The following is a 17175-nucleotide window of genomic DNA, read 5'->3' on the forward strand; positions in this document are numbered from 1 at the left end:
GGTTCCATGCCCAAGGGCTACTGGGTCAGCGTCTACCGCACCATTTCAGACCCTGAGAAGCTGGCTGCTTACAACAAGCTGGCCGGTCCGGCCGTCAAGGCCGGGGGCGGTCGGACCTTCGCCCGTGGCGGTCGGGTCGTGGCGCATGACGCCGGACTTGCCGAGCGCACTGTCCTGATCGAGTTCGACAGCTTCGAGCAGGCCGTCGCGGCGCGCGAGAGCGCGGCCTACCAAGAGGCGCTGGTCGCCCTCTCCGACGGCGTCGAGCGCGACTTCCGCATCGTCGAAGGCATCGACTGACCGAGGTCCAGTCGGATCCTCACTGAAGGCTCACAGAGCTCCAAGAGGCTCGACTCGCCGAGGTGCTGTGCAACGGCAGCTACACCCTCACCCCGCTCGGCCACGACACCCGCGAGGCCCTGCGTTCGGGTCACCGAGTGGTCGCAGCGGTGGGCTGCCGAGCTTGCCGACGCCCCGCCCACTGCCGCCGAGGGTGCCGGCTACGGCCGGCGCAACCGGTTCTGACAGCGGTCCGCGCGCGGGACACCTCAGATTTTCGGCCCGTAACCACAGGACTGGAGACCACGGACCATGACAGAGTTCCCCTCACAGGCGGCGCGAACCGCCGTCGCCGCTTCCCTGGCCGAGGACGAGTCGGGCCAGGACATCACCACCGCGTGGAGCGTTCCCGAAGGCCTGGCGGCCGTGGCCGAGATCCGCGCCCGGCAATGCGGCATCGCCGGCGGTCTCCCCGTGGTCGCCGAGGTCTTCGCCCAGGTCGACCCCGAGGTCACAGTGGAAGCGCTCGTCCCCGACGGCGCCCGGCTGACCGGCGACGATGTCCTGGTGCGCCTGTCCGGCTCGGCGCGCAGCCTGATCACCGGGGAGCGTACGGCGCTGAACTTCCTGCAGCGCATGTGCGGCATCGCGACGCTCACCGACCGCTACGTCCAGGCCGTGGCCGGGACCGAGGCGCGCATCCTGGACACCCGCAAGACGGCGCCGGGCCTGCGCGCCCTGGACAAGTACGCGGTGACCGTCGGCGGCGGCCGCAACCACCGGCTCAACCTCGCGGCGATGGTGCTGCTCAAGGAGAACCACATCGCCGCTGCAGGCGGCGTGACCACCGCGATCGACGCGGTCCGGCGCGGGATGGCGCGCACCGGGCAGAAGGTGGAGACCGATGTCGAGGTGCAGACCGTGGCGCAGGCCGTTGAGGCCCTCGATGCCGGGGCCCGCTGGATCATGCTCGACAACATGCCGGTGGCCGACATCGAAATGGTCGTGAAATTCCGGGCCGAGCGTGCCGAGGCCTCCCGGATCCTGCTGGAGGCCTCGGGCACCGTCCGTCTGGACAGCGTCCGCGCCATCGCCGAGACGGGAGTCGACCTCATCTCGGTCGGCGCGTTGACGCACAGCGCGCCCGCGCTGGACCTGACGATGCTGCTGACGACCGACCCGGTGCCATGCCCGAGGTAGTGGTCATCGACGCGTGTCAGCGGCAGGGCCGGGGCGGCAGCCCGACCGCTGTTCTCGACGAAGCGTCGTTCACCGACGAGGAGCGATGCCGCATTCCCGGGGAACTGGGCACTTCGCACGCCGTCTTCATCCGTGCCACCGGAGTTGAGCGCGGCCGTCCCTCGTACTCGCTCCGGTTCTTCACCGCCGAAGGCGAACTGCCTGCCTGCGGCCACGGCACCGTCGCGGCCCTGGCGCTGCTCGCCATACGCGAAGGCGGCAGCGACCACCACGCCGTGCTGTGTACGACGAGCCGCAGCTTCGAAGGCCGGGCCATCCGAAACCGCGACAGCTTGACAGCGTCGTTCGACCCGGGCCCGGTGAACCTGCGCGTCGCCCAGGCACCCGAGCTAAGGGCGGTCACAGCCGGCCTCGGCCTGGCTGACGAAGCCGTCGTCGGCAACGCCTGCGTGGCCTCGAACGGGCGGCCGAGGCTTCTCCTGCCAGTCCGATCGCGCGCCGCGTTGGCCGCCCTCTCCCCAGACTTCGCCCTGCTACGTGCCGCCTGCGACCGCTACGGCCTGTTGGGCTGCTACGCCTACTCGATCCCGGACCGGCACGGCCGGGCAGCCGCTCGGATGTTCGCCCCGTCGATCGGCGTCCCCGAGGACATCGCCAACGCCAACAGCACAGCCTGCCTGGCCGCGCACATGGCCCGATTCGGCACGGACCGCCTCACCGTCGACATGGGCGATCTCCTCGGCAACCCATCCACCATCACGGCAACAATCGACAACACCCACCTGGAACACCCAGTCCGAGTTGGGGGCCAAGCAACTCTCGCACGAACAATCGTGCGTCAAGCTTGACGTTTGACGTCCACCTAGTTCGACCGCCAACTGGAGCAGGGCGGCCCGCACCACCGGGCCGTCGAGCTCGTCCCGGTCGAAGCGGTGGCGCACCGACGCGCTCGCCGGAAGGTCCGTCGGCACCACCCGGCGCATGTCCAGCCCGCGGGCGCGCTCCGTCGCCACCCGGCCCGCTTTCCGCCCCAGGATCCGCTCGACCGTTGCCGAGGAGTCGCCGCCAGCACCGCCCGCCGCCGGGGCAAAGCGGCGGACGCCCGCTGCGGAGGCGCGGCCGGGAGCTGGCCCGACAGGTACTTCGCGACCGTGCGGCGGTTCAGCCCGGTCTCCTTCGCAATCTGCCGCTGGCTCATTGCGCCGGAGTCGTGCAGCGCGCGAAACCGCCTCAACTCCAGCCAGCGATGCGGGTCCAAGACCACCGTCAACCGCCCCTCTGCCGTCTGAACCGACGACAGCAGGCTCGCCAAAAGCAGCCATTCACCGCATCAACTTTGGCGCACAGTCACTCGTACGAGGTGGTGCATGTTGACTCGTACGCCGACAACTGGTGGTCCTACGGGGTCGACCGGCACGGCTCCTCGCGCAATGGCGACTCTCCGTCAGAGTGCCTCCCGATCTTCATGACGGTCACCGCCGCCCACCCTCGCGCTCGCTGACGCCCTCGACCAGGGCGACGATGCGGACCGGACGGCGGACGCGCTGCGGCTGCTGCTCGCCGCCGCAGCGGAGCTGACCGACCGCGCCGCGATCGAGGCGGGATCGGCGGCCGGTGCAACGACCCCTCCCGCCGACGGGGCAACCAGTCCTCCCCGTGCCCCGGGACGACGCCTTTCGTGGTGGAACGAAACTCCGCCCGCCCGAACGAAGCCCCGACGGACCCGGATTCCGTCACGGCAACGAACCCGCGCCCGCCGGCGAACGCCCGGCGCCGGCCCCGCCCGCACCGGCACCGCGCACACGGACGGCGGCGCCGCAGAGCGGGCGCCGGAACCGGACGCGCTGCTGCACGCGACCGCCGATCCGGTGCTGCGCTTCGGCAACCCGGAGCGCTCCGAGAGCCTGGCCGTCACGTTCGGCTCCGGCCGGACGACGTCGTCCTGGACGTCGGCGGAGACCGCTGACGTTCACCAGCTCCACCACCGCGGCGTGCGGGTTGGCTCGGCGGTGCTGCTGCCGGCCGGGCCGTGGGGCCTGGGCCGGTGGATCGCGGTATGCCTGCTCGGCGCCCGGGCCCTCCCGATCCCCGGGGAACCTCAGCCGGCCCCGCACGCACCGCGACTGGAGCCAGGCGCTGGACGCGTTGCGGGTCGCCCACACCTCGACCCCGGTCGCGCCGGCGCCCGCCGCCCACCCCGTCGCCCGCACGCCCCGCCCCGACCTCGCCGGCTCCCGAGCCTGATCGGCGTCGTCCCTCGAAACGAACTGCACCCTGGTGAGCTTGCCCGCCTGCCGGGTCGTTCCGGACCGCTCGGCGGCCCGGCGCGGCCGGCCGCCGGGCATGGCCACGGGTCAGGCTCTGAGCTGGCGGGCCCCGGCTGGGATCCAGTCGGGGCCCGCGCAAGCCGGGGTGATGCAGAGGGGCTACTGGGAGAGCCAGTCGTGGAAGTAGGCGACGCTGCTGTAGACGCCGGGCGAGCCGGCCGAGGCGCAGCCTCGTGACCAGGAGACGATGCCGACCGCGACGCCGTTGACCACGGCGGGGCCGCCGCTGTCGCCGGTGCAGAAGCCCTGGCTGCCGTCGGCGGGGCCGGCGCAGAACATGCTCGTGGTGTCGAGTACTGGGTCGAGGCCGTCCAGGAGGCCGCCCTCGTCTCCGCCGAGGTTGAGGTTCAGCCCGGAGTAGGCGGCCTCGCAGTCGGCGGTGGTGGTCACCGGTACCTGGATGGTGCGAAGGCCGGTGGGAAGGGTGGTGTCGTCCTGCTGGGTGCGGCCCCAGCCGGTGACCGTGGCCACGTCGCCCGCCGTCGGCGCGGTGGCGGTGAGCGGGGCGAACGCGACCGTGCTGCCGTTCTCCGTGGCCGCGGTGGCGAGCTTCAGGAGCGCGACGTCGTTGGCCATCGTCAGCGCGTTGAAGTCCGGGTGCCCGAGGACGCTGCGGACACTACTTGTCTGGGCCAGACGTGTGCGGTCCACGCCGTCGTACTTGACCTGCAGCGAGCTGGCATCCTTGCCGTTGACGCAGTGGGCGGCGGTGACCACCGTGTTCGCGTCGCGCAGGAAGCCGCCGCAGACGTGACTCCAGCCGAACAAGCCTTGCGCCACGATGCTGACCTGGTAGGGCGCGGAGCCGGGGGCGGCGTCGCTCCCGCCGACGATCGCGGCGGCCGGTGGCGTGCTCGCGAACGCCAAGGCGAGCACTGCCCCCGCTGAGACGATGAGTCTACGCAGCAACACAGAACCCCTTGGGAAGGTGGCGCGCCGGTGGCCACGCCACTTGTGGCATGTGACACGACAGGCTAGCTGACGCTTCGTCGCGCAGAGCGGTGACGCACCGCCAGCCTCGGTGGCGGGCGGCCGGGTCCTGGGCGGCGACGTGCCGGGCCGTCGAGCACCTGTCCCCGGGCGGCCTGGTCGTCCGGACGACCTGGCACGAGCCCGCGCACGACGTGGGGGCGGCCGACCGGAACGGACCGGTGACCGGGTAGTTCCGGACCGCTCGGCGACCCGGGCGGGTCCAGGTGAGCGCTTGGCTTAGCTTGATCTTTAACCTCGCGCGGCGAGGTGGGCTTCGAGTGTGGGTTCGCGTTTGACGGTCTTGCCGACGTCGTGGCGGGGTGCCGGCTTGCGGTTCTTCGAACCGGGGGGTCGTCCGGGGCCGGGTCGGGAGGGTTTCGGCACACGGGCCGGGGTCGGGAGAGGTTGTCGCACAACTGCCGGACTCCAGCTGTCAAGGGCGGTCCTTGGTCTTCAGGCGGAAGATCTTGTTCATGTAGTGCACGGTGCCGAGAAGCTTGATCTCGGTGTCCACTGCGTCGTGTCCTCGGAGGTGGAGCTCACGCCCGAACCGTTGGAATAGCTGGGCGAAGCCGGGCTCGACCAGAGCACTGCGCCGTTTGTAGAGGCTGCGGCCGGCAGGGGTGGCAAGTCGGGCGGCCATCTCGCGATGGCCTGTGGGAAGGTCTTCGGCAGTCGGCGGTTCTGTGCCGTCGGGGTATGAGTCACCGGCCACTGCGACCAGGAGGGGAAGCTCGGCCAGGGCCTCGAAGCTGGCCGTCGAGGCGTATCCGTTGTCGGCGAGCTATGCGCGGACTTCTTCGGTGATCCCCGCGGCCTGGCAGTTGTGCTGGGTGGTCCTCACCATCGGGACCAGGGCCGTCATATCCGCGGGGTTATCCTGCAACTCGACCGCTAGGAGAAGCTGGCTCCGTGCGCAGACGATCTGCAGGTTGTAGCCCTGAAGGAAGCCGCCGCGCTTGCTCAGCATGAGTCGGGAGTCGGGGTCGCTGAGTGAAGCCCGGGCGGTCGCTGTCGGGGCCGGCCTGGGGTTGCGCGCCTCCTCCAGTCGTTCGAGTGCTCGGGCCAGTCGCGCGCGCTGTCGCACGATGACCGTCTTCGCCTCCAGCGGGACGGGCGGCCGACCGTTCGCGGCACGTCGTCCTGCCGCCTGGTGGTCTTTGGTCCGCGCGGCATAGTGGTCCAGCTTCGCCTGGTGGGCGGTGGTCTCGGCTGCCAGGCGCTTCTTCGCGCGGGCGACTACGCGTTCGATGCCCTCCACCTTGATCTTGCATCTCACCAGCGGAGGGCAGAGAGCGCGCGAGGAGCTTGTCCCTCGCTGAGCGCGCTCGCAAGAGCTGGTCGGACAACCGCGACAGACGTGCCGTCGACCGGTCGGGATCGAGTGGCTCGCCCGCGGTGGGCAGGTCACCTGCCTCGGCCGCCTGCGCGTAGGCGGCCGCCGCGCACGTCATCTCGGCGATCTCAGCCTCGCATTGGGCAATGATCATCTCCAGCCGTTCAAGGGATCGGTTCGACGAGCGGCCCGCATTGGCGTCCATCGGTGAGCCGTCGACCGCAACGGCGGCCAGGTCCACGAGGCCGTGCTGGTCGCATAGGGCGAGGACCTGGACGAACATCGATCCCAAGGGCTGGCGGTGGCGGCGGATGAAGCGTGCGATCGTGGAGTGGTCGATCCTCCGGTTCGCGGTGATCACTCGGCAGCCCACATCGTCGAGGCACGCCTGCTCGATTTGACGCGTGGCGCGGATCCCCTTGCTGTAGCAGTAGAGCAACAGTGCCAGCAGCACCGTCGGCGGATAGGCCGCCCGCCCCTGCCCGTCGTGCCGGTAGCCGGCTACGAATCCCAACAGGTCCAGCCTCCCCACGAACTCCACGACCTTCCAGCACAGATGATCGGGCGGAAGCCAATCCCGGACGTTCGGGGAGACCGCCAAGGCCCGATCACGATGGCACGGGATGAAGTTGAACCCCACCCCAGAATGCCTTCGCACACGCACGCGTCGGAAAACTCGAACAGCAACTCGCCCTTGACAGCTGGAGTCCGGCAGTTGTGCGACAGCCTCAGGATCTTCGCACGGATGTTGCGGAATCCTCGGCGGACTCGTGCCGGGGTCAACTTCGTTGCGGGCAGGAGGCGTTACCGGGGGCGGCGCAGGTCGGCAGCAAGGGGGCGGGCCAGGCGGAGCTGGGTGTGGGCGACGATGATCAGCCAGGTCCACAGGTCGGCGCTGTCCGGTGCCCGGAAGTGCGGGGCGGTCCAGCCGAGGGTGCCTTTGAGTGGGCGGAAGGTGTGCTCCAGGTCGAATCTGCGCAGGAAGGTGCGCCAGATCTGGTCCAGGTGGACGGTGTCGATGCCGGTGGCCGAGGACCACAGCCACAGCGGCTTCGCCTCGCGCTCGCCGGGCAGGCGGTCGACCTGGAGTCGCACCAGCGTGCCGTGGGTGATGGGGATTTCGCCTTGGTGGTCGAGCCAGGGTCCGCGCTTTTGCAGGCGTTGGTGCATCCGGTCCCAGGCTCTGGCCTCGGCGTTGCCGTAGCGGGTGGTCTGGGTGTGGGTGGTGGTGTCGGGCTCGTGCCAGGATTCGGGCTTGGTGAAGGTGAACGCGGTGCCGTGTTTGCGGGGGCGCCCGCCCTTGGGAGTGGAGCGGGGTTCGCCGGCGTCGCGGAGCATGGCCCGGTCCGAGCGCAGTCGGCCGATGAGCTCGACGGGCAGGTCGGACAGGAGGTGGGCCAGGCGGGTGACGTCGTAGCCGGCGTCCATGACGAGCAGGATGTCCGGATCGCCGCGGGTCCAGTGCCCGGCCTCGATCAGGCGCCCGATGACTTCGCGCAGCTGGGCGGCGGTGACCGCGGCCGGCCACGCGGACGCTGGAGAGGATCGGGGTGCCGCCGCCGGGCAGGACCAGGGCGTCGGGCTCGGCCAGGGCGGGGATGCCCAGCCAGTTCAGGGCCTGCGTGACGGGGACGGTGTCCTGGCCGCGTACGCCTTCGATCCGGCCGCTGCCGCCGGTCGCCGCGATCGCGCAGGCCAGCGTCCCGGCCTCGATCTTGTCGCCCGGCACCGGCCAGGTCAGGGCCGTCGCGTCAGAGGGCCGGCGGCTCGACGGCGAGGGTGTCCTCCCCGAGGTAGGCCCGCCATCCAGCCTGCCGCAGGCAGTCCAGCATGCCGGTGAACTCCGGGGACAGGTTGGGATTGCCAAGCAGCAGCCGGTGGCCGCCGACGACCGCGCGGAGCACGGCGACGACGCTCGCACCCCGGGAGCGGAACGGCAGGTCGATCACCACCTGCCCGGGGTCGTCAAGGGAGGCGGTGATCTGGGGCGACGGCCCGGGGTGGTGGGGCCGGTGAGCGCCTCGGCGCATCGCCACGACCCTCGCTGGGGAGTACGCCGATTTGCCTATATCTTGTAGGTTAATGCATATTCAACGTAGCAAATTTGAGAGTAGGTGATGGTTGTGGTTCGGGCAGGACTGAGCCCGGAGCGGCTGACGCTCGCCGGTGTGGAACTCGCCGATGAAGCCGGTTTCGACCAGGTGACCCTGTCGGCGCTCGCCCGGCGTTTCGATGTGAAGCCCGCGAGCCTGTACTCGCACCTGAAGAACTCCCACGAGCTCAAGACCCGGATCGCGCTGTTTGCGCTGGAGGAACTCGCCGACCGGGTCGCCGACGCCGTGGCCGGACGCGCGGGCAAGGACGCCCTGACAGCCTTCGCGAACGCCTACCGGGACTACGCCCGCGCGCACCCCGGCCGGTACGAAGCGGCCCGATACCGGCTCGACCCGCAGACCGCCGCGGCCAGCGCCGGCGTCCGGCACGCGCAGATGACACGGGCGATCCTGCGCGGCTACGACCTGGCGGAGCCGGACCAGACGCACGCGGTCCGCATGCTGGGCAGCGTCTTCCACGGCTATGCCGCCCTGGAGGCAGCCGGCGCCTTCGACCACACGGACATCGCCGCACAGCAGTCCTGGGCCTGGACCCTGGACTCCCTCGACACCGCACTGCGGAGCCGGTCCGCCCCCTGACCGGCCATGTGTCACCCGGCCAGCGTTCCCCACACCGACCCCGATTTCCTACGCCCCTCCCCACCCTCACCCAGAAAGGACCAAAGGGCTCGAGGCCATGAGCACCGAACAGAACCTGATCACCACCCCCATCACCGCCGGCTTTCTACGAGGGCACCTCGACGTGGAGGAGACCGCGCACGGTCTGCTGCCGCACCGGCTGCCGGCCTGGGCGCGCCGCCAGATCCCGGACGACCGGCTGGCCGTGGCCGAGGCCCAGCCCTCCGGGGTCCGGCTGGTCTTCCGTACCAGCGCCACCACCATCGACTTGGACGCCCTGCCCACCAAGCGCGTCTACCTGGGCTTCCCGCCCCCACCGGACGGCGTGTACGACCTGCTGGTCGACGGCCGGCTCACCGCCCAGTCCACCGTGGAAGGCGGGAACGTCCGCACGATCACGGACATGCAGACCCAGACCGCGGAGTTCACCGCGGGACCGGCGGGCACCGCCCACTTCACCAACCTCCCGGCAGGCGAGAAGAACATCGAGATCTGGCTCCCGCACACGGAGATCACCGAGGTCATCGCCCTGCACACCAACGCCCCCGTCGAGCCGGCGCCGGACAACGGGCGCAGAGTATGGCTGCACCACGGCAGTTCCATCAGCCACGGCTCGAACGCCGTCCTCCCCAGCACGATCTGGCCCGCCCTGGCCGCGTCCGCAGGCGGTGTGGAACTGATCAACCTCGGATTCGGCGGCAGCGCACTGGTGGACCCGTTCACCGCACGTGCTATGCGTGACACCCCCGCCGACCTGATCAGCGTCAAGCTCGGCATCAACGTCGTCAACAGTGACACCATGCGTTTGCGCGCCTTCGCCCCCGCCATCCACGGCTTTCTCGACACCATCCGCGAGGGCCACCCCACAACCCCCCTACTCCTCGTCTCCCCCGTCCTGTGCCCGACCCACGAGAACACCCCCGGCCCCCTCATGCCGGACCTCTCAAGCGGAACCCTCAAGTTCAAGGCCACCGGCGACCCGGCCGAGACCGCCGCCGGACGGCTGACGCTCACGATCGTCCGTGACGTCCTGGCCGACATCGTCAAGCAGCGATCCGCCGAGGACCCCAACCTCCACTACCTCGACGGACGCGACTTGTACGGCGAGAGCGACCACGAGGAGTTCCCGCTTCCGGACGCGATCCACCCCGCCCCCGAAGGGCACCAGCGCATCGGCGAGAACTTCGCCAAGCTCGTGTTCGCGAACAACGGCCCCTTCACCACCACGACCGGCTGACCCGGACACCCCCGACCGGCGAGGAGAGCGTACCCGTTGGCAACACCAGCTCTCGCCCGATAAGCAGATTCCCGGGCCGGCCGGCCGACCAGTCGCTGCGCCCCGTCCCGGCCACGATCCTCCTCCGCGGCCCCCTCCTCACGCCGCCACCCGTCGCGCTCTCCCTCGCGGCGGGCGAACTCGCCATGCCGGCGGGGGAGGTGAGCTTCCACGACGAACACGGGCTGACCGTCGGCCCGTTCGCGTTCGCGTTCGCGTTCGCCGTGGCGGCCGCCGCCGTGCTGAGACAGAACCCGGCGCTCGGCGCCCCGGTGCCGGGCGCCGGCGCCGCGGTCACGGCCGAGGCCATCGCCACGAGCGTGACCACCGGCAACTTCGTCCACCTCGTCGACAGGCACGGCCGCCGGTGGAGCGACCCGCCCGGCGCCAACCCGGGCGTCAGCCTCTACCCCGGCGCGCCCGGAGCCCGCACCGAAGACGCCCACCCGGGCGACGCTGCGCTGCACCCCTGGCCCCCCGACGCCGTGCTGAGCGGACGCGCCGGATTCCGGCCGGGGCGCAGTCACGCCTCGGGCGGCCCGCCGGCGGGGGCCAGCAGGCCCCGCCGCACGGACGGCCTACTGACATCGCGCCATCAGTAGAGCCAGGCCGTGGTGTGGGTGCCGTTGCTGCTGTTCTTCCCGCTCTCCGTGGAGTACGAGATGCCACGCAGAGGCGTGCCGCAGTACGTGTATATGTAGCCCTCGGTCGACTGGTAGTCGTTCCAGTTGCCACTGGCGGAACAGGCCCCGCCGCCGCCTTGGAGCGTGAAGTACATCCGCTCGTCCGTGCGCGCGCCGGAGCGGTCGACCGACCAGTGCATGTAGCCGCCGGACCGGTCGGAGTAGGAGTACAGGCACATGGTCACGGTCGCGCCGTAGTTCGTCCCGTACGAGCTGCAGGTTGAGCCCGCGCTCGCCGACCCAGCCCCTGCCACAAGGCCAGCGCCAGCGAGGCCGAGCGTTGCCGCGCCGGTTGCAAGTCGCCTTCCGATGCTCATGCTGATTCCCTCCCGACCTCCGACCGCCGGAGGCCCCAGGCAGAAGTGTGTACACCGGGTGGTGAGAGCGCAGCATGTTCCTGCCAACTGATAGCCAGGATTCCTATTTGACCGCATACGGGCGGGGCGCGCGGTCTTACGAGTAGCCGCACGATAGGGCTTGGGACGTGCTGGCCTGGCGGTTCGGCTCGGGGTGGATCAGCAGGCCGTCGCAGGGGCGAGGTCGAGTTCCGTGCTCGGCCTGCTGCGGGTCGGGCGCTTGGCGCTGCGGTCGGAGACCAGGGCGCCGATTGCGGCGATGACCTCAGGCAGGTCGTCGCGCTCGCCGGTCCAGCGTTGCAGCGACCGCCACTGCTTGATCTCTGCGTTGGCGTGCTCGACCATGATCCGCCGTTGGGATTGGCGGCGGCGCGCGTGGTCGTAGAAGCTGCGCTCGGACGGCCCGGCGTCCGCCGCTGGTTTCTTCGGCGGGGCGCTGACCTGGCCGGGGAAGTCGCGGGCCAGACCGGCATAGCCGGAACCGACTTCGGCCCTTCACCTTCGGGTGCAACCGCAGCTGCTCCTCGATGCCCTCGGTGCGTACTGCGGTGGCATCGTGCATCCGGCCCGGGCGGATCGCCCCGAGCCACAGCTCCCGCCCCTGCTCGTCGCTGATCATCGTGGCCTTCTCGGTGTTCTGCCTCTTCTTGCCCGACACGAACGCCCTACGGCCCGGCCGCCCCGCCGTCGGGCGGCGTACCTGCTTCTCGGTACCGTCGATCCGCAGCGTGATCCCCTCGGCCTGGGCATAAGCGAACACGTCCGCGAGGGTCCTGAGCCTGATCCCGGGCCGATCCGGCACCGCGAAGCCGCGACCGGCCAGCAGCGGGCGCACCTCTCCGACCGCCCGGTCGATGGTGGAGGGCGAGACTCCGAACAGCGCCGCGAGCACCCTGTGCGACAGCGCCCAGCGCAGCACCACCAAGGTCACCAGCACCCGGTCCACGAAAACCAAGTGGTGATCCGGCCCAGCCCCGGCCGCCCGCAGTCGACCATGGCCACGCCGTTTGGCAAGGTCAGAGTCTCGGGCGGCGGTCCACGGCCCGGCCAACTCGGTGATCAACGCACCCAGGTGTTCCTTCGAGATCCCGCACAGGGCAGAATCAGAACAGGCCGCGCGGGCCCAACTTGACTTCACACTCCAGATGATCCCGCGCGGCTCTTCGCCCTCCGGCACCAGGGCCGCTGCCGGAGCCTGACCACCGATACCCCGATCATTCAGGCCCGGGCCGGTGCGCCCATTCCTGGTCGAGGATGCTGAAGACGTCGGAGTCACGCCAGCCATCCCGGATCCGCGTGGTGTGCCGGTGCCGGCCCTCGTGGGTCATGCCGAGCTTGCCCAGCACCCGGGCCGATGCGACGTTACGAGGATCGCAGGTCGCATAGATCCGGTGCAGTCCTATCAGCCCGAACCCTCTGCCGAGAAGTTCCCCGCCGATGGCTGAGCCCACGCCTCGACCCCACACCCGAGGATGGACGAGATAGGAGATCTCGCCCTGACGGTGGGCCAGGCTACGAACCTTCAACTCGCCGATACCGACGAGTTCACCGTCGAGGCAGGCCGCATACACGAATCTCGCCCGCGAGGACTGCAACTGGGCATCCACCGCGCTTTGGACGAAGTCCCGCGTCTGTTCCTCGGTGTTCGGCCCCCACGCCTGGTAGCGGCAAGCCTCCGGCAGGCTGACGAAGGCATGTACAGCCTGGCAGTCACCGACAACAAGCTCGCGCATAGTCACCGAGGTTTTCATCACGAGCCGATCCTTCCAGGCCAGCATCGCCACATGCCAGCGCGCAAGTCGCGGGGCTCCCACACGATCAAGATCGCGTCACTATCGTGCGGCTACTCGTTAGCTTGAACCGCACCGGTTCGAATGGAGACTCGATTCTCTGAGATTGAGTCATGGCACGTCCCTCCCCTTACCCCGCTGAGCTGCGGCGTCGCGCGGTGCGCATGGTCGCTGAGGTCCGTCCGGACTACGACACCGAGTGGGCCGCGATGAAGGCGGTCGCGTCGAAGCCCTCTCTGGCAAAGTGAGACAAGTCAGGCATACTGGATGATTCATTGAGTCGAGGGCGGAGAAGGAGTAGTCCCAGGTGGCCAGCACCAACGACCACAGGACCCCGGATCCGCAGGTGGAGCCCCGCTCCACGAATCGCCGGTTCTCGGCGGCGTACAAGCAGAGGATCCTCGCCGAGTACGACACCCTGGACAAGCAGGGCAAGGGCGCGCTGCTGCGCCGCGAGGGCCTGTACTCCTCGCTGATCTCGGCCTGGAAGAGTCAGTGTGACGCCGGGGCCGCAGAAGCCCTGGCCGCTCCGTCAACGGAAGCGATCAGGAACACCACAGGCCCGACGGCCATCCACCTGGATTTCTCGTGGCCATCAGCCGGGACTCAACTGGCCGCACACCTGGACATTGCCACGGCCGCCGTCAGGCGTCGGCGGCATGGCGTGTTCGATGTTCATGAGAAGCGACAGCGCCCCCAGCGCGCCCCGCCGTCGCTGGGCCTCACCTCGGGAAGCCGCGATGAGGCCCCAAGTAGCTCCGCGTAGTGTTCCGACCTCCGTGACATCCAGCCACGGAGCCTGCGCGAGAATCCGTTTGGCGGGCCACGGCGACCACTGCTACGTTTCCGGAGACCGTGCGAGAGAACGAGGAGGTGGTACCCGTGAACGCAGTATCGACATGGGTGCTCCCCTCCGGGGTCACGGTTGGGCGATAGGTCGTCCGGGAGCGCCGTTCCAGAGCCCTCCCGAAAGGCACGACCATGCAATTCACTTCCGAACAGCGCCTCGACGACGGCGTCCTCGAACGCGAATTCACCCTCGGCGAGATCCCCGGCACCCTGTGGACGCCTGGATCCGCACCGGCTCCGCTGATCCTGATGGCCCACAACAACGGCCTGCCCAAGGGGGAATCCCGGCTGGTGGCCCGGGCCCGGCACTGCACGGCGTACGGCTACGCGGTGGCTGCCATCGATGCCCCCGGGTGCGGTGACCGGCCCCGTTCCGCTGCCGACGAGCAGGCCCGTGCCGACCTCCGCCGGGCGATGCAGGCAGGCGAGCCGGTCGATGAGATCTTCGAGTCCTTCATCGGCCCGCTGGTCGAAAAGGCGGTCCCGGAATGGCAGACCACCCTGGACACCCTCCTTTCGCTGCCCGAGATCGGCGGGCCGGTCGGGTACTCAGGGTGGACCGCTGTCGGCATTCGGCTGGCGGTGGTCGAGCCGCGCATCGCGGCCGCCGGATTCTTCGCCGGGGGTTACGTGCCCCGCGCCCAGCGCGAGGAGGCCTGGCAGGTCACCATTCCGCTGCTGTTCCTGCTGCAGTGGGACGACGAAGGGAACCCCCGACAGCGGGCCCTGGACCTGTTCGACGCCTTCGGCACGAAGGAGAAGACGCTGCACGCCAATCTGGGCGGGCACGTCGGCACCCCGTGGTTCGAGGTGGAGGACGGGTGCCGGTTCTACGACCGGCACCTGAGGTGAGGCCGAGCCGTCAGGCCGCCTCCGGACGGTAAGCGGTGTCGGCCAGGATGCTGCTCGTCGAGGACAGGTCCCGGCTCTCCCCAGCTCTCTACACCACGGGCCCCTGCCAACATGGCAGGGGCCCGTGCTGCCCGAAGTCAGGAACTGTTCGACTCCTTTCGGCACAGCTTCGAGTGCTGCCCAAACTCGTGTACAAGTGCTGTCGGTTCTCGTGAACAAAGCCGCCGAACAGCGGCTGCGGCACGCCCTGCTCCACTACTTCCCCGCCGCCCTGGAGGCGTTCGACGACCTGGGCGCCCCCGACACCCTGGACCTACTGGCCAAAGCGCCTAATCCGGCGGCTGCGGCGAAACTGACGGCCACACAGATCGGTGCGACCCTCAAGCGCGCCCGCCGACGCGGCACCCCGATAAGACCCCACAAACCAAGGCGTACTGCGCGCCAAGCACCTGGGCCAGCCCACCGCTGTGACAGCGTCCTACTCCAGTCTCCGTGCGCGCGCTCGTCGCGACGCTGGTCACCTTGAACGAGCAGGTCAAGTTCCTGCACGAGCAGGTCGAAGACTTCTTCGGGCCGGAGCGGAGCCTCTGAAGACGAAGTCAGTTGTCTGGAGTGTCAGTCCCGGGCATTGCGCCAACGTCAGCTTCGGATCAGGTTCCTCGGCTGTCAGCAGTGGAGTGCCGAGCAAGCCGAGCAGTTCCAGCGGCCCTGACCTGATTCAGCGAAACGCGGCGATATTGCGGGCGGCCCAGTCGGCGAACGGGCGCGGGGCGCGGCCGAGGATCCGCTGGACGTCCGGGCTGACGCGCAGTTCGGCCTGGTTCGGGGAACCGAGGATGGTCAGGGTGTCCTCGGCGAGCTCCGCCGGCATGGTCTGGGCCATGGCGGCCTTGGCTTCGTCGCGGGTGAGGTCGTGGAACCGTACTGGCGAGCCCAGCGCGGCGGCGATGGCCTCCGCCTGCTGGCGCGGCGTGATCACCTCCGGGCCGGTCAGCTCGTACACGCGGCCGGTGTGCCGGTCATCCAGCAGGCAGGCCGCCGCGACCTCGGCGATGTCCGCCGGGTCGATGATCGGCACCCCGACATCGCCGAAGGGCGCGGCGACGACCCGTCGCGCGCGGATGGACTCGGCCCACCACAGGGCGTTGGAGGCGAAGCCGCCCGGCCGCAGGATGGCCCACTCCAGGCCGGATTCCCGCAGCACGTCCTCAAGCGCGCGCATCGCGATCCGCGTTGCACCGCAGGGCCTGGTCGCCACGCCCTGCGTGGAGAGCAGAACGACCCGGCGGACCCCGCTGGCCTCGGCTGCGTCGATGATGTCGGCCGGGCTGGCTCCGGCGGCGTGCATGTCTCCGGACAGCAGCAGGAACAGCGCTTTCGCTCCGGCCAGCGAAGGCATGAGGGCGGCCGGCTCGGCCAGGTCGGCCGCCGCGTGGCGGACGCCGTCCGGCACTGCCGCCGCGTGCCGTGACACCGCCGTCACCTGCTGACCCGCCTCGGCCAACGCCCGCGTCAACGGCCGGCCCACATTCCCGGTAGCCCCGGTCACCACGATCATGTACAGCTCCTTGTCCGATGTCTTCTGTGGCCTTCACGGTAGGAGCCGGGCTAACTCCTGGTAAGGACATACCTACAGGTAAGCTCATCACGTGATGGGAAGGGCGCAGCACACACAGGCCGAGGCGGGGGAGCGGTATGAGGTGTTTCACACCGACTGCCCCGCGCGCGATGTGGTCGACCACGTGACCAGCAGGTGGGGCGTCTGGGTGTTGATCTCCTTGCGGAGCAACGACCTCCGGTTCTACGAGCTGCGCGAGAGCATCCGGGGCATCAGCGAGAAGATGCTCGCCCAGACCCTGCGCGCGCTGGTCCAGGACGGCCTGCTCTGGCGGGAGGTCGAGCCGACGACGCCGCCCCAGGTCACCTACGGGCTGACCGAGTTCGGTCGGGACGTCGGTGAGCCGCTGGCGGAGCTGTTCGACCGGATTACCCGGCAGCTGTCGCCGCGCAACGCGGGATAGCGTGGTAAGGGCTCGACCACGAAGGCGCATCCAGCGTGACCGAGCACCCACGACCCGATGACCTGGTCCGGCTGGTCCGCCAGGAGGAGGGCTTGAGCCACGCTCAGCTCGCGCCGAGGAGGCCGGTGCTGCGCGCCGACGGCTGACCCATCGCACCTGCTGGCTCGACCGCGACACCGAGCTGCCCGTTTTCGAAGGCACGCTGATCCGCCTGGAGGTCGACCACCTACCTGGCGACCGTGACCCCGCCTCAGTGTGGCTGTGGTCCTCGGCCGCCGGCGCCACCGCCGATGGCGTCGACCGCTGGTGGCGGTCCTGCCTGCGCAGATTCGACCCCGAACACACCTTCCGACTCTTCAAGCAGACACTGGGCTGGACCCGACCGAGATCCGCACCCCGGAGGCCGTTGACCTTCCCCTCGTAGCGTAGAGACCGTGACTGCAGGGGAAGTTGGGAGTCATGGCAGACAAGAGGCGGAAGTTCGACGCGGAGTTCCGTGAGG

At 69.8% G+C, this 17175-nt stretch carries 16 protein-coding genes and 6 pseudogenes; 10 read left to right on the forward strand and 12 right to left on the reverse strand.

All coding sequences use genetic code 11. The features are described from left to right. Positions 1-6: 6 nt before the first annotated feature. The 3 genes from ACIBH3_RS31715 to ACIBH3_RS31725 all read left to right on the forward strand — a co-directional run bounded on the left by ACIBH3_RS31715 (position 7) and on the right by ACIBH3_RS31725 (position 2327). Positions 7-300 (forward strand): DUF1330 domain-containing protein, encoded by a 294-nt coding sequence (locus tag ACIBH3_RS31715; RefSeq protein ID WP_145797028.1) that lies wholly within the window; start codon positions 7-9, stop codon positions 298-300. 291 nt (positions 301-591) lie between these two features. Continuing rightward, positions 592-1479, forward strand: a complete 888-nt coding sequence (gene nadC, locus ACIBH3_RS31720; RefSeq protein ID WP_396315558.1) for a carboxylating nicotinate-nucleotide diphosphorylase — start codon at positions 592-594, stop codon at positions 1477-1479. Then, complete coding sequence (locus ACIBH3_RS31725; RefSeq protein WP_396315559.1) at positions 1479-2327, forward strand: PhzF family phenazine biosynthesis protein; 849 nt, start codon at positions 1479-1481, stop codon at positions 2325-2327. Before nadC ends, ACIBH3_RS31725 begins: the two co-directional genes overlap by 1 nt. A gap of 206 nt (positions 2328-2533) precedes the next feature. Here the strand turns inward: ACIBH3_RS31725 and ACIBH3_RS31730 are convergent. The 8 genes and pseudogenes from ACIBH3_RS31730 to ACIBH3_RS31765 all read right to left on the reverse strand — a co-directional run. Then, positions 2534-2743 (reverse strand): annotated as a pseudogene (locus ACIBH3_RS31730) (helix-turn-helix domain-containing protein); the annotation flags it as partial. A gap of 1162 nt (positions 2744-3905) precedes the next feature. Then, complete coding sequence (locus tag ACIBH3_RS31735; protein WP_396315560.1) at positions 3906-4673, reverse strand: S1 family serine peptidase; 768 nt, start codon at positions 4671-4673, stop codon at positions 3906-3908. Between the two features lie 354 nt (positions 4674-5027). Then, positions 5028-5180: pseudogene (locus tag ACIBH3_RS31740) on the reverse strand (transposase); the annotation flags it as partial. 31 nt (positions 5181-5211) lie between these two features. Continuing rightward, positions 5212-5421 (reverse strand): hypothetical protein, encoded by a 210-nt coding sequence (locus tag ACIBH3_RS31745; RefSeq protein WP_396315561.1) that lies wholly within the window; start codon positions 5419-5421, stop codon positions 5212-5214. 141 nt (positions 5422-5562) lie between these two features. Continuing rightward, the gene (locus ACIBH3_RS31750; protein WP_396315576.1) at positions 5563-6057 is read right to left on the reverse strand and encodes a hypothetical protein; all 495 of its coding nucleotides are present in this window, start codon (positions 6055-6057) and stop codon (positions 5563-5565) included. 337 nt (positions 6058-6394) lie between these two features. Next, positions 6395-7000, reverse strand: a pseudogene (locus ACIBH3_RS31755) (transposase); the annotation flags it as partial. Next, positions 6919-7638 (reverse strand): annotated as a pseudogene (locus ACIBH3_RS31760) (transposase); the annotation flags it as partial. The pseudogenes ACIBH3_RS31755 and ACIBH3_RS31760, both read right to left, overlap by 82 nt. A gap of 227 nt (positions 7639-7865) precedes the next feature. Continuing rightward, positions 7866-8144, reverse strand: coding sequence for a hypothetical protein (locus ACIBH3_RS31765; protein ID WP_396315562.1), 279 nt, complete (start codon positions 8142-8144; stop codon positions 7866-7868). A gap of 93 nt (positions 8145-8237) precedes the next feature. Between ACIBH3_RS31765 and ACIBH3_RS31770 the strand changes: the two genes are divergently transcribed. From ACIBH3_RS31770 to ACIBH3_RS31780, 3 genes are all read left to right on the forward strand, one after another. Further along, the gene (locus ACIBH3_RS31770; protein ID WP_396315563.1) at positions 8238-8807 is read left to right on the forward strand and encodes a TetR/AcrR family transcriptional regulator; all 570 of its coding nucleotides are present in this window, start codon (positions 8238-8240) and stop codon (positions 8805-8807) included. Between the two features lie 97 nt (positions 8808-8904). After that, the gene (locus ACIBH3_RS31775) at positions 8905-10083 is read left to right on the forward strand and encodes a GDSL-type esterase/lipase family protein (RefSeq protein WP_396315564.1); all 1179 of its coding nucleotides are present in this window, start codon (positions 8905-8907) and stop codon (positions 10081-10083) included. A 200-nt stretch (positions 10084-10283) separates the two neighbouring features. After that, positions 10284-10724: a hypothetical protein gene (locus ACIBH3_RS31780; protein ID WP_396315565.1), complete on the forward strand. Its 441-nt coding sequence runs from the start codon at positions 10284-10286 to the stop codon at positions 10722-10724. Here ACIBH3_RS31780 and ACIBH3_RS31785 read toward each other — a convergent pair. The 3 genes and pseudogenes from ACIBH3_RS31785 to ACIBH3_RS31795 form a co-directional block, all read right to left on the reverse strand. Further along, positions 10718-10990, reverse strand: coding sequence for a hypothetical protein (locus ACIBH3_RS31785; RefSeq protein ID WP_396315566.1), 273 nt, complete (start codon positions 10988-10990; stop codon positions 10718-10720). The two genes, ACIBH3_RS31780 and ACIBH3_RS31785, sit on opposite strands and share 7 nt — an antisense overlap. A gap of 330 nt (positions 10991-11320) precedes the next feature. After that, positions 11321-12299, reverse strand: a pseudogene (locus ACIBH3_RS31790) (transposase family protein). Between the two features lie 76 nt (positions 12300-12375). Further along, positions 12376-12939: a GNAT family N-acetyltransferase gene (locus ACIBH3_RS31795; RefSeq protein WP_396315567.1), complete on the reverse strand. Its 564-nt coding sequence runs from the start codon at positions 12937-12939 to the stop codon at positions 12376-12378. Between the two features lie 319 nt (positions 12940-13258). On the opposite strand from ACIBH3_RS31795, the gene ACIBH3_RS31800 reads away from it, so the two are divergent. Both ACIBH3_RS31800 and ACIBH3_RS31805 read left to right on the forward strand, forming a co-directional pair. After that, entirely contained in the window at positions 13259-13717 is a 459-nt protein-coding gene (locus ACIBH3_RS31800; RefSeq protein WP_396315568.1) for a hypothetical protein, read from the forward strand. A 215-nt stretch (positions 13718-13932) separates the two neighbouring features. Further along, positions 13933-14652, forward strand: a complete 720-nt coding sequence (locus tag ACIBH3_RS31805) for a dienelactone hydrolase family protein (RefSeq protein ID WP_396315569.1) — start codon at positions 13933-13935, stop codon at positions 14650-14652. A 718-nt stretch (positions 14653-15370) separates the two neighbouring features. On the opposite strand, the gene ACIBH3_RS31810 is transcribed toward ACIBH3_RS31805, so the two are convergent. Beyond that, the gene (locus tag ACIBH3_RS31810; RefSeq protein WP_396315570.1) at positions 15371-16210 is read right to left on the reverse strand and encodes an SDR family oxidoreductase; all 840 of its coding nucleotides are present in this window, start codon (positions 16208-16210) and stop codon (positions 15371-15373) included. 94 nt (positions 16211-16304) lie between these two features. On the opposite strand from ACIBH3_RS31810, the gene ACIBH3_RS31815 reads away from it, so the two are divergent. Next, a complete protein-coding gene (locus ACIBH3_RS31815; RefSeq protein ID WP_396315574.1) occupies positions 16305-16673 on the forward strand; it encodes a winged helix-turn-helix transcriptional regulator in 369 nt (122 codons plus the stop codon). Positions 16674-16812: 139 nt separating this feature from the next. Beyond that, positions 16813-17084, forward strand: a pseudogene (locus tag ACIBH3_RS31820) (transposase); the annotation flags it as partial. Positions 17085-17175: the final 91 nt, after the last annotated feature.

The sequence above is a fragment of the Kitasatospora sp. NPDC050543 genome, assembly GCF_044457565.1.
Classification (GTDB): Bacteria; Actinomycetota; Actinomycetes; order Streptomycetales; family Streptomycetaceae; genus Kitasatospora.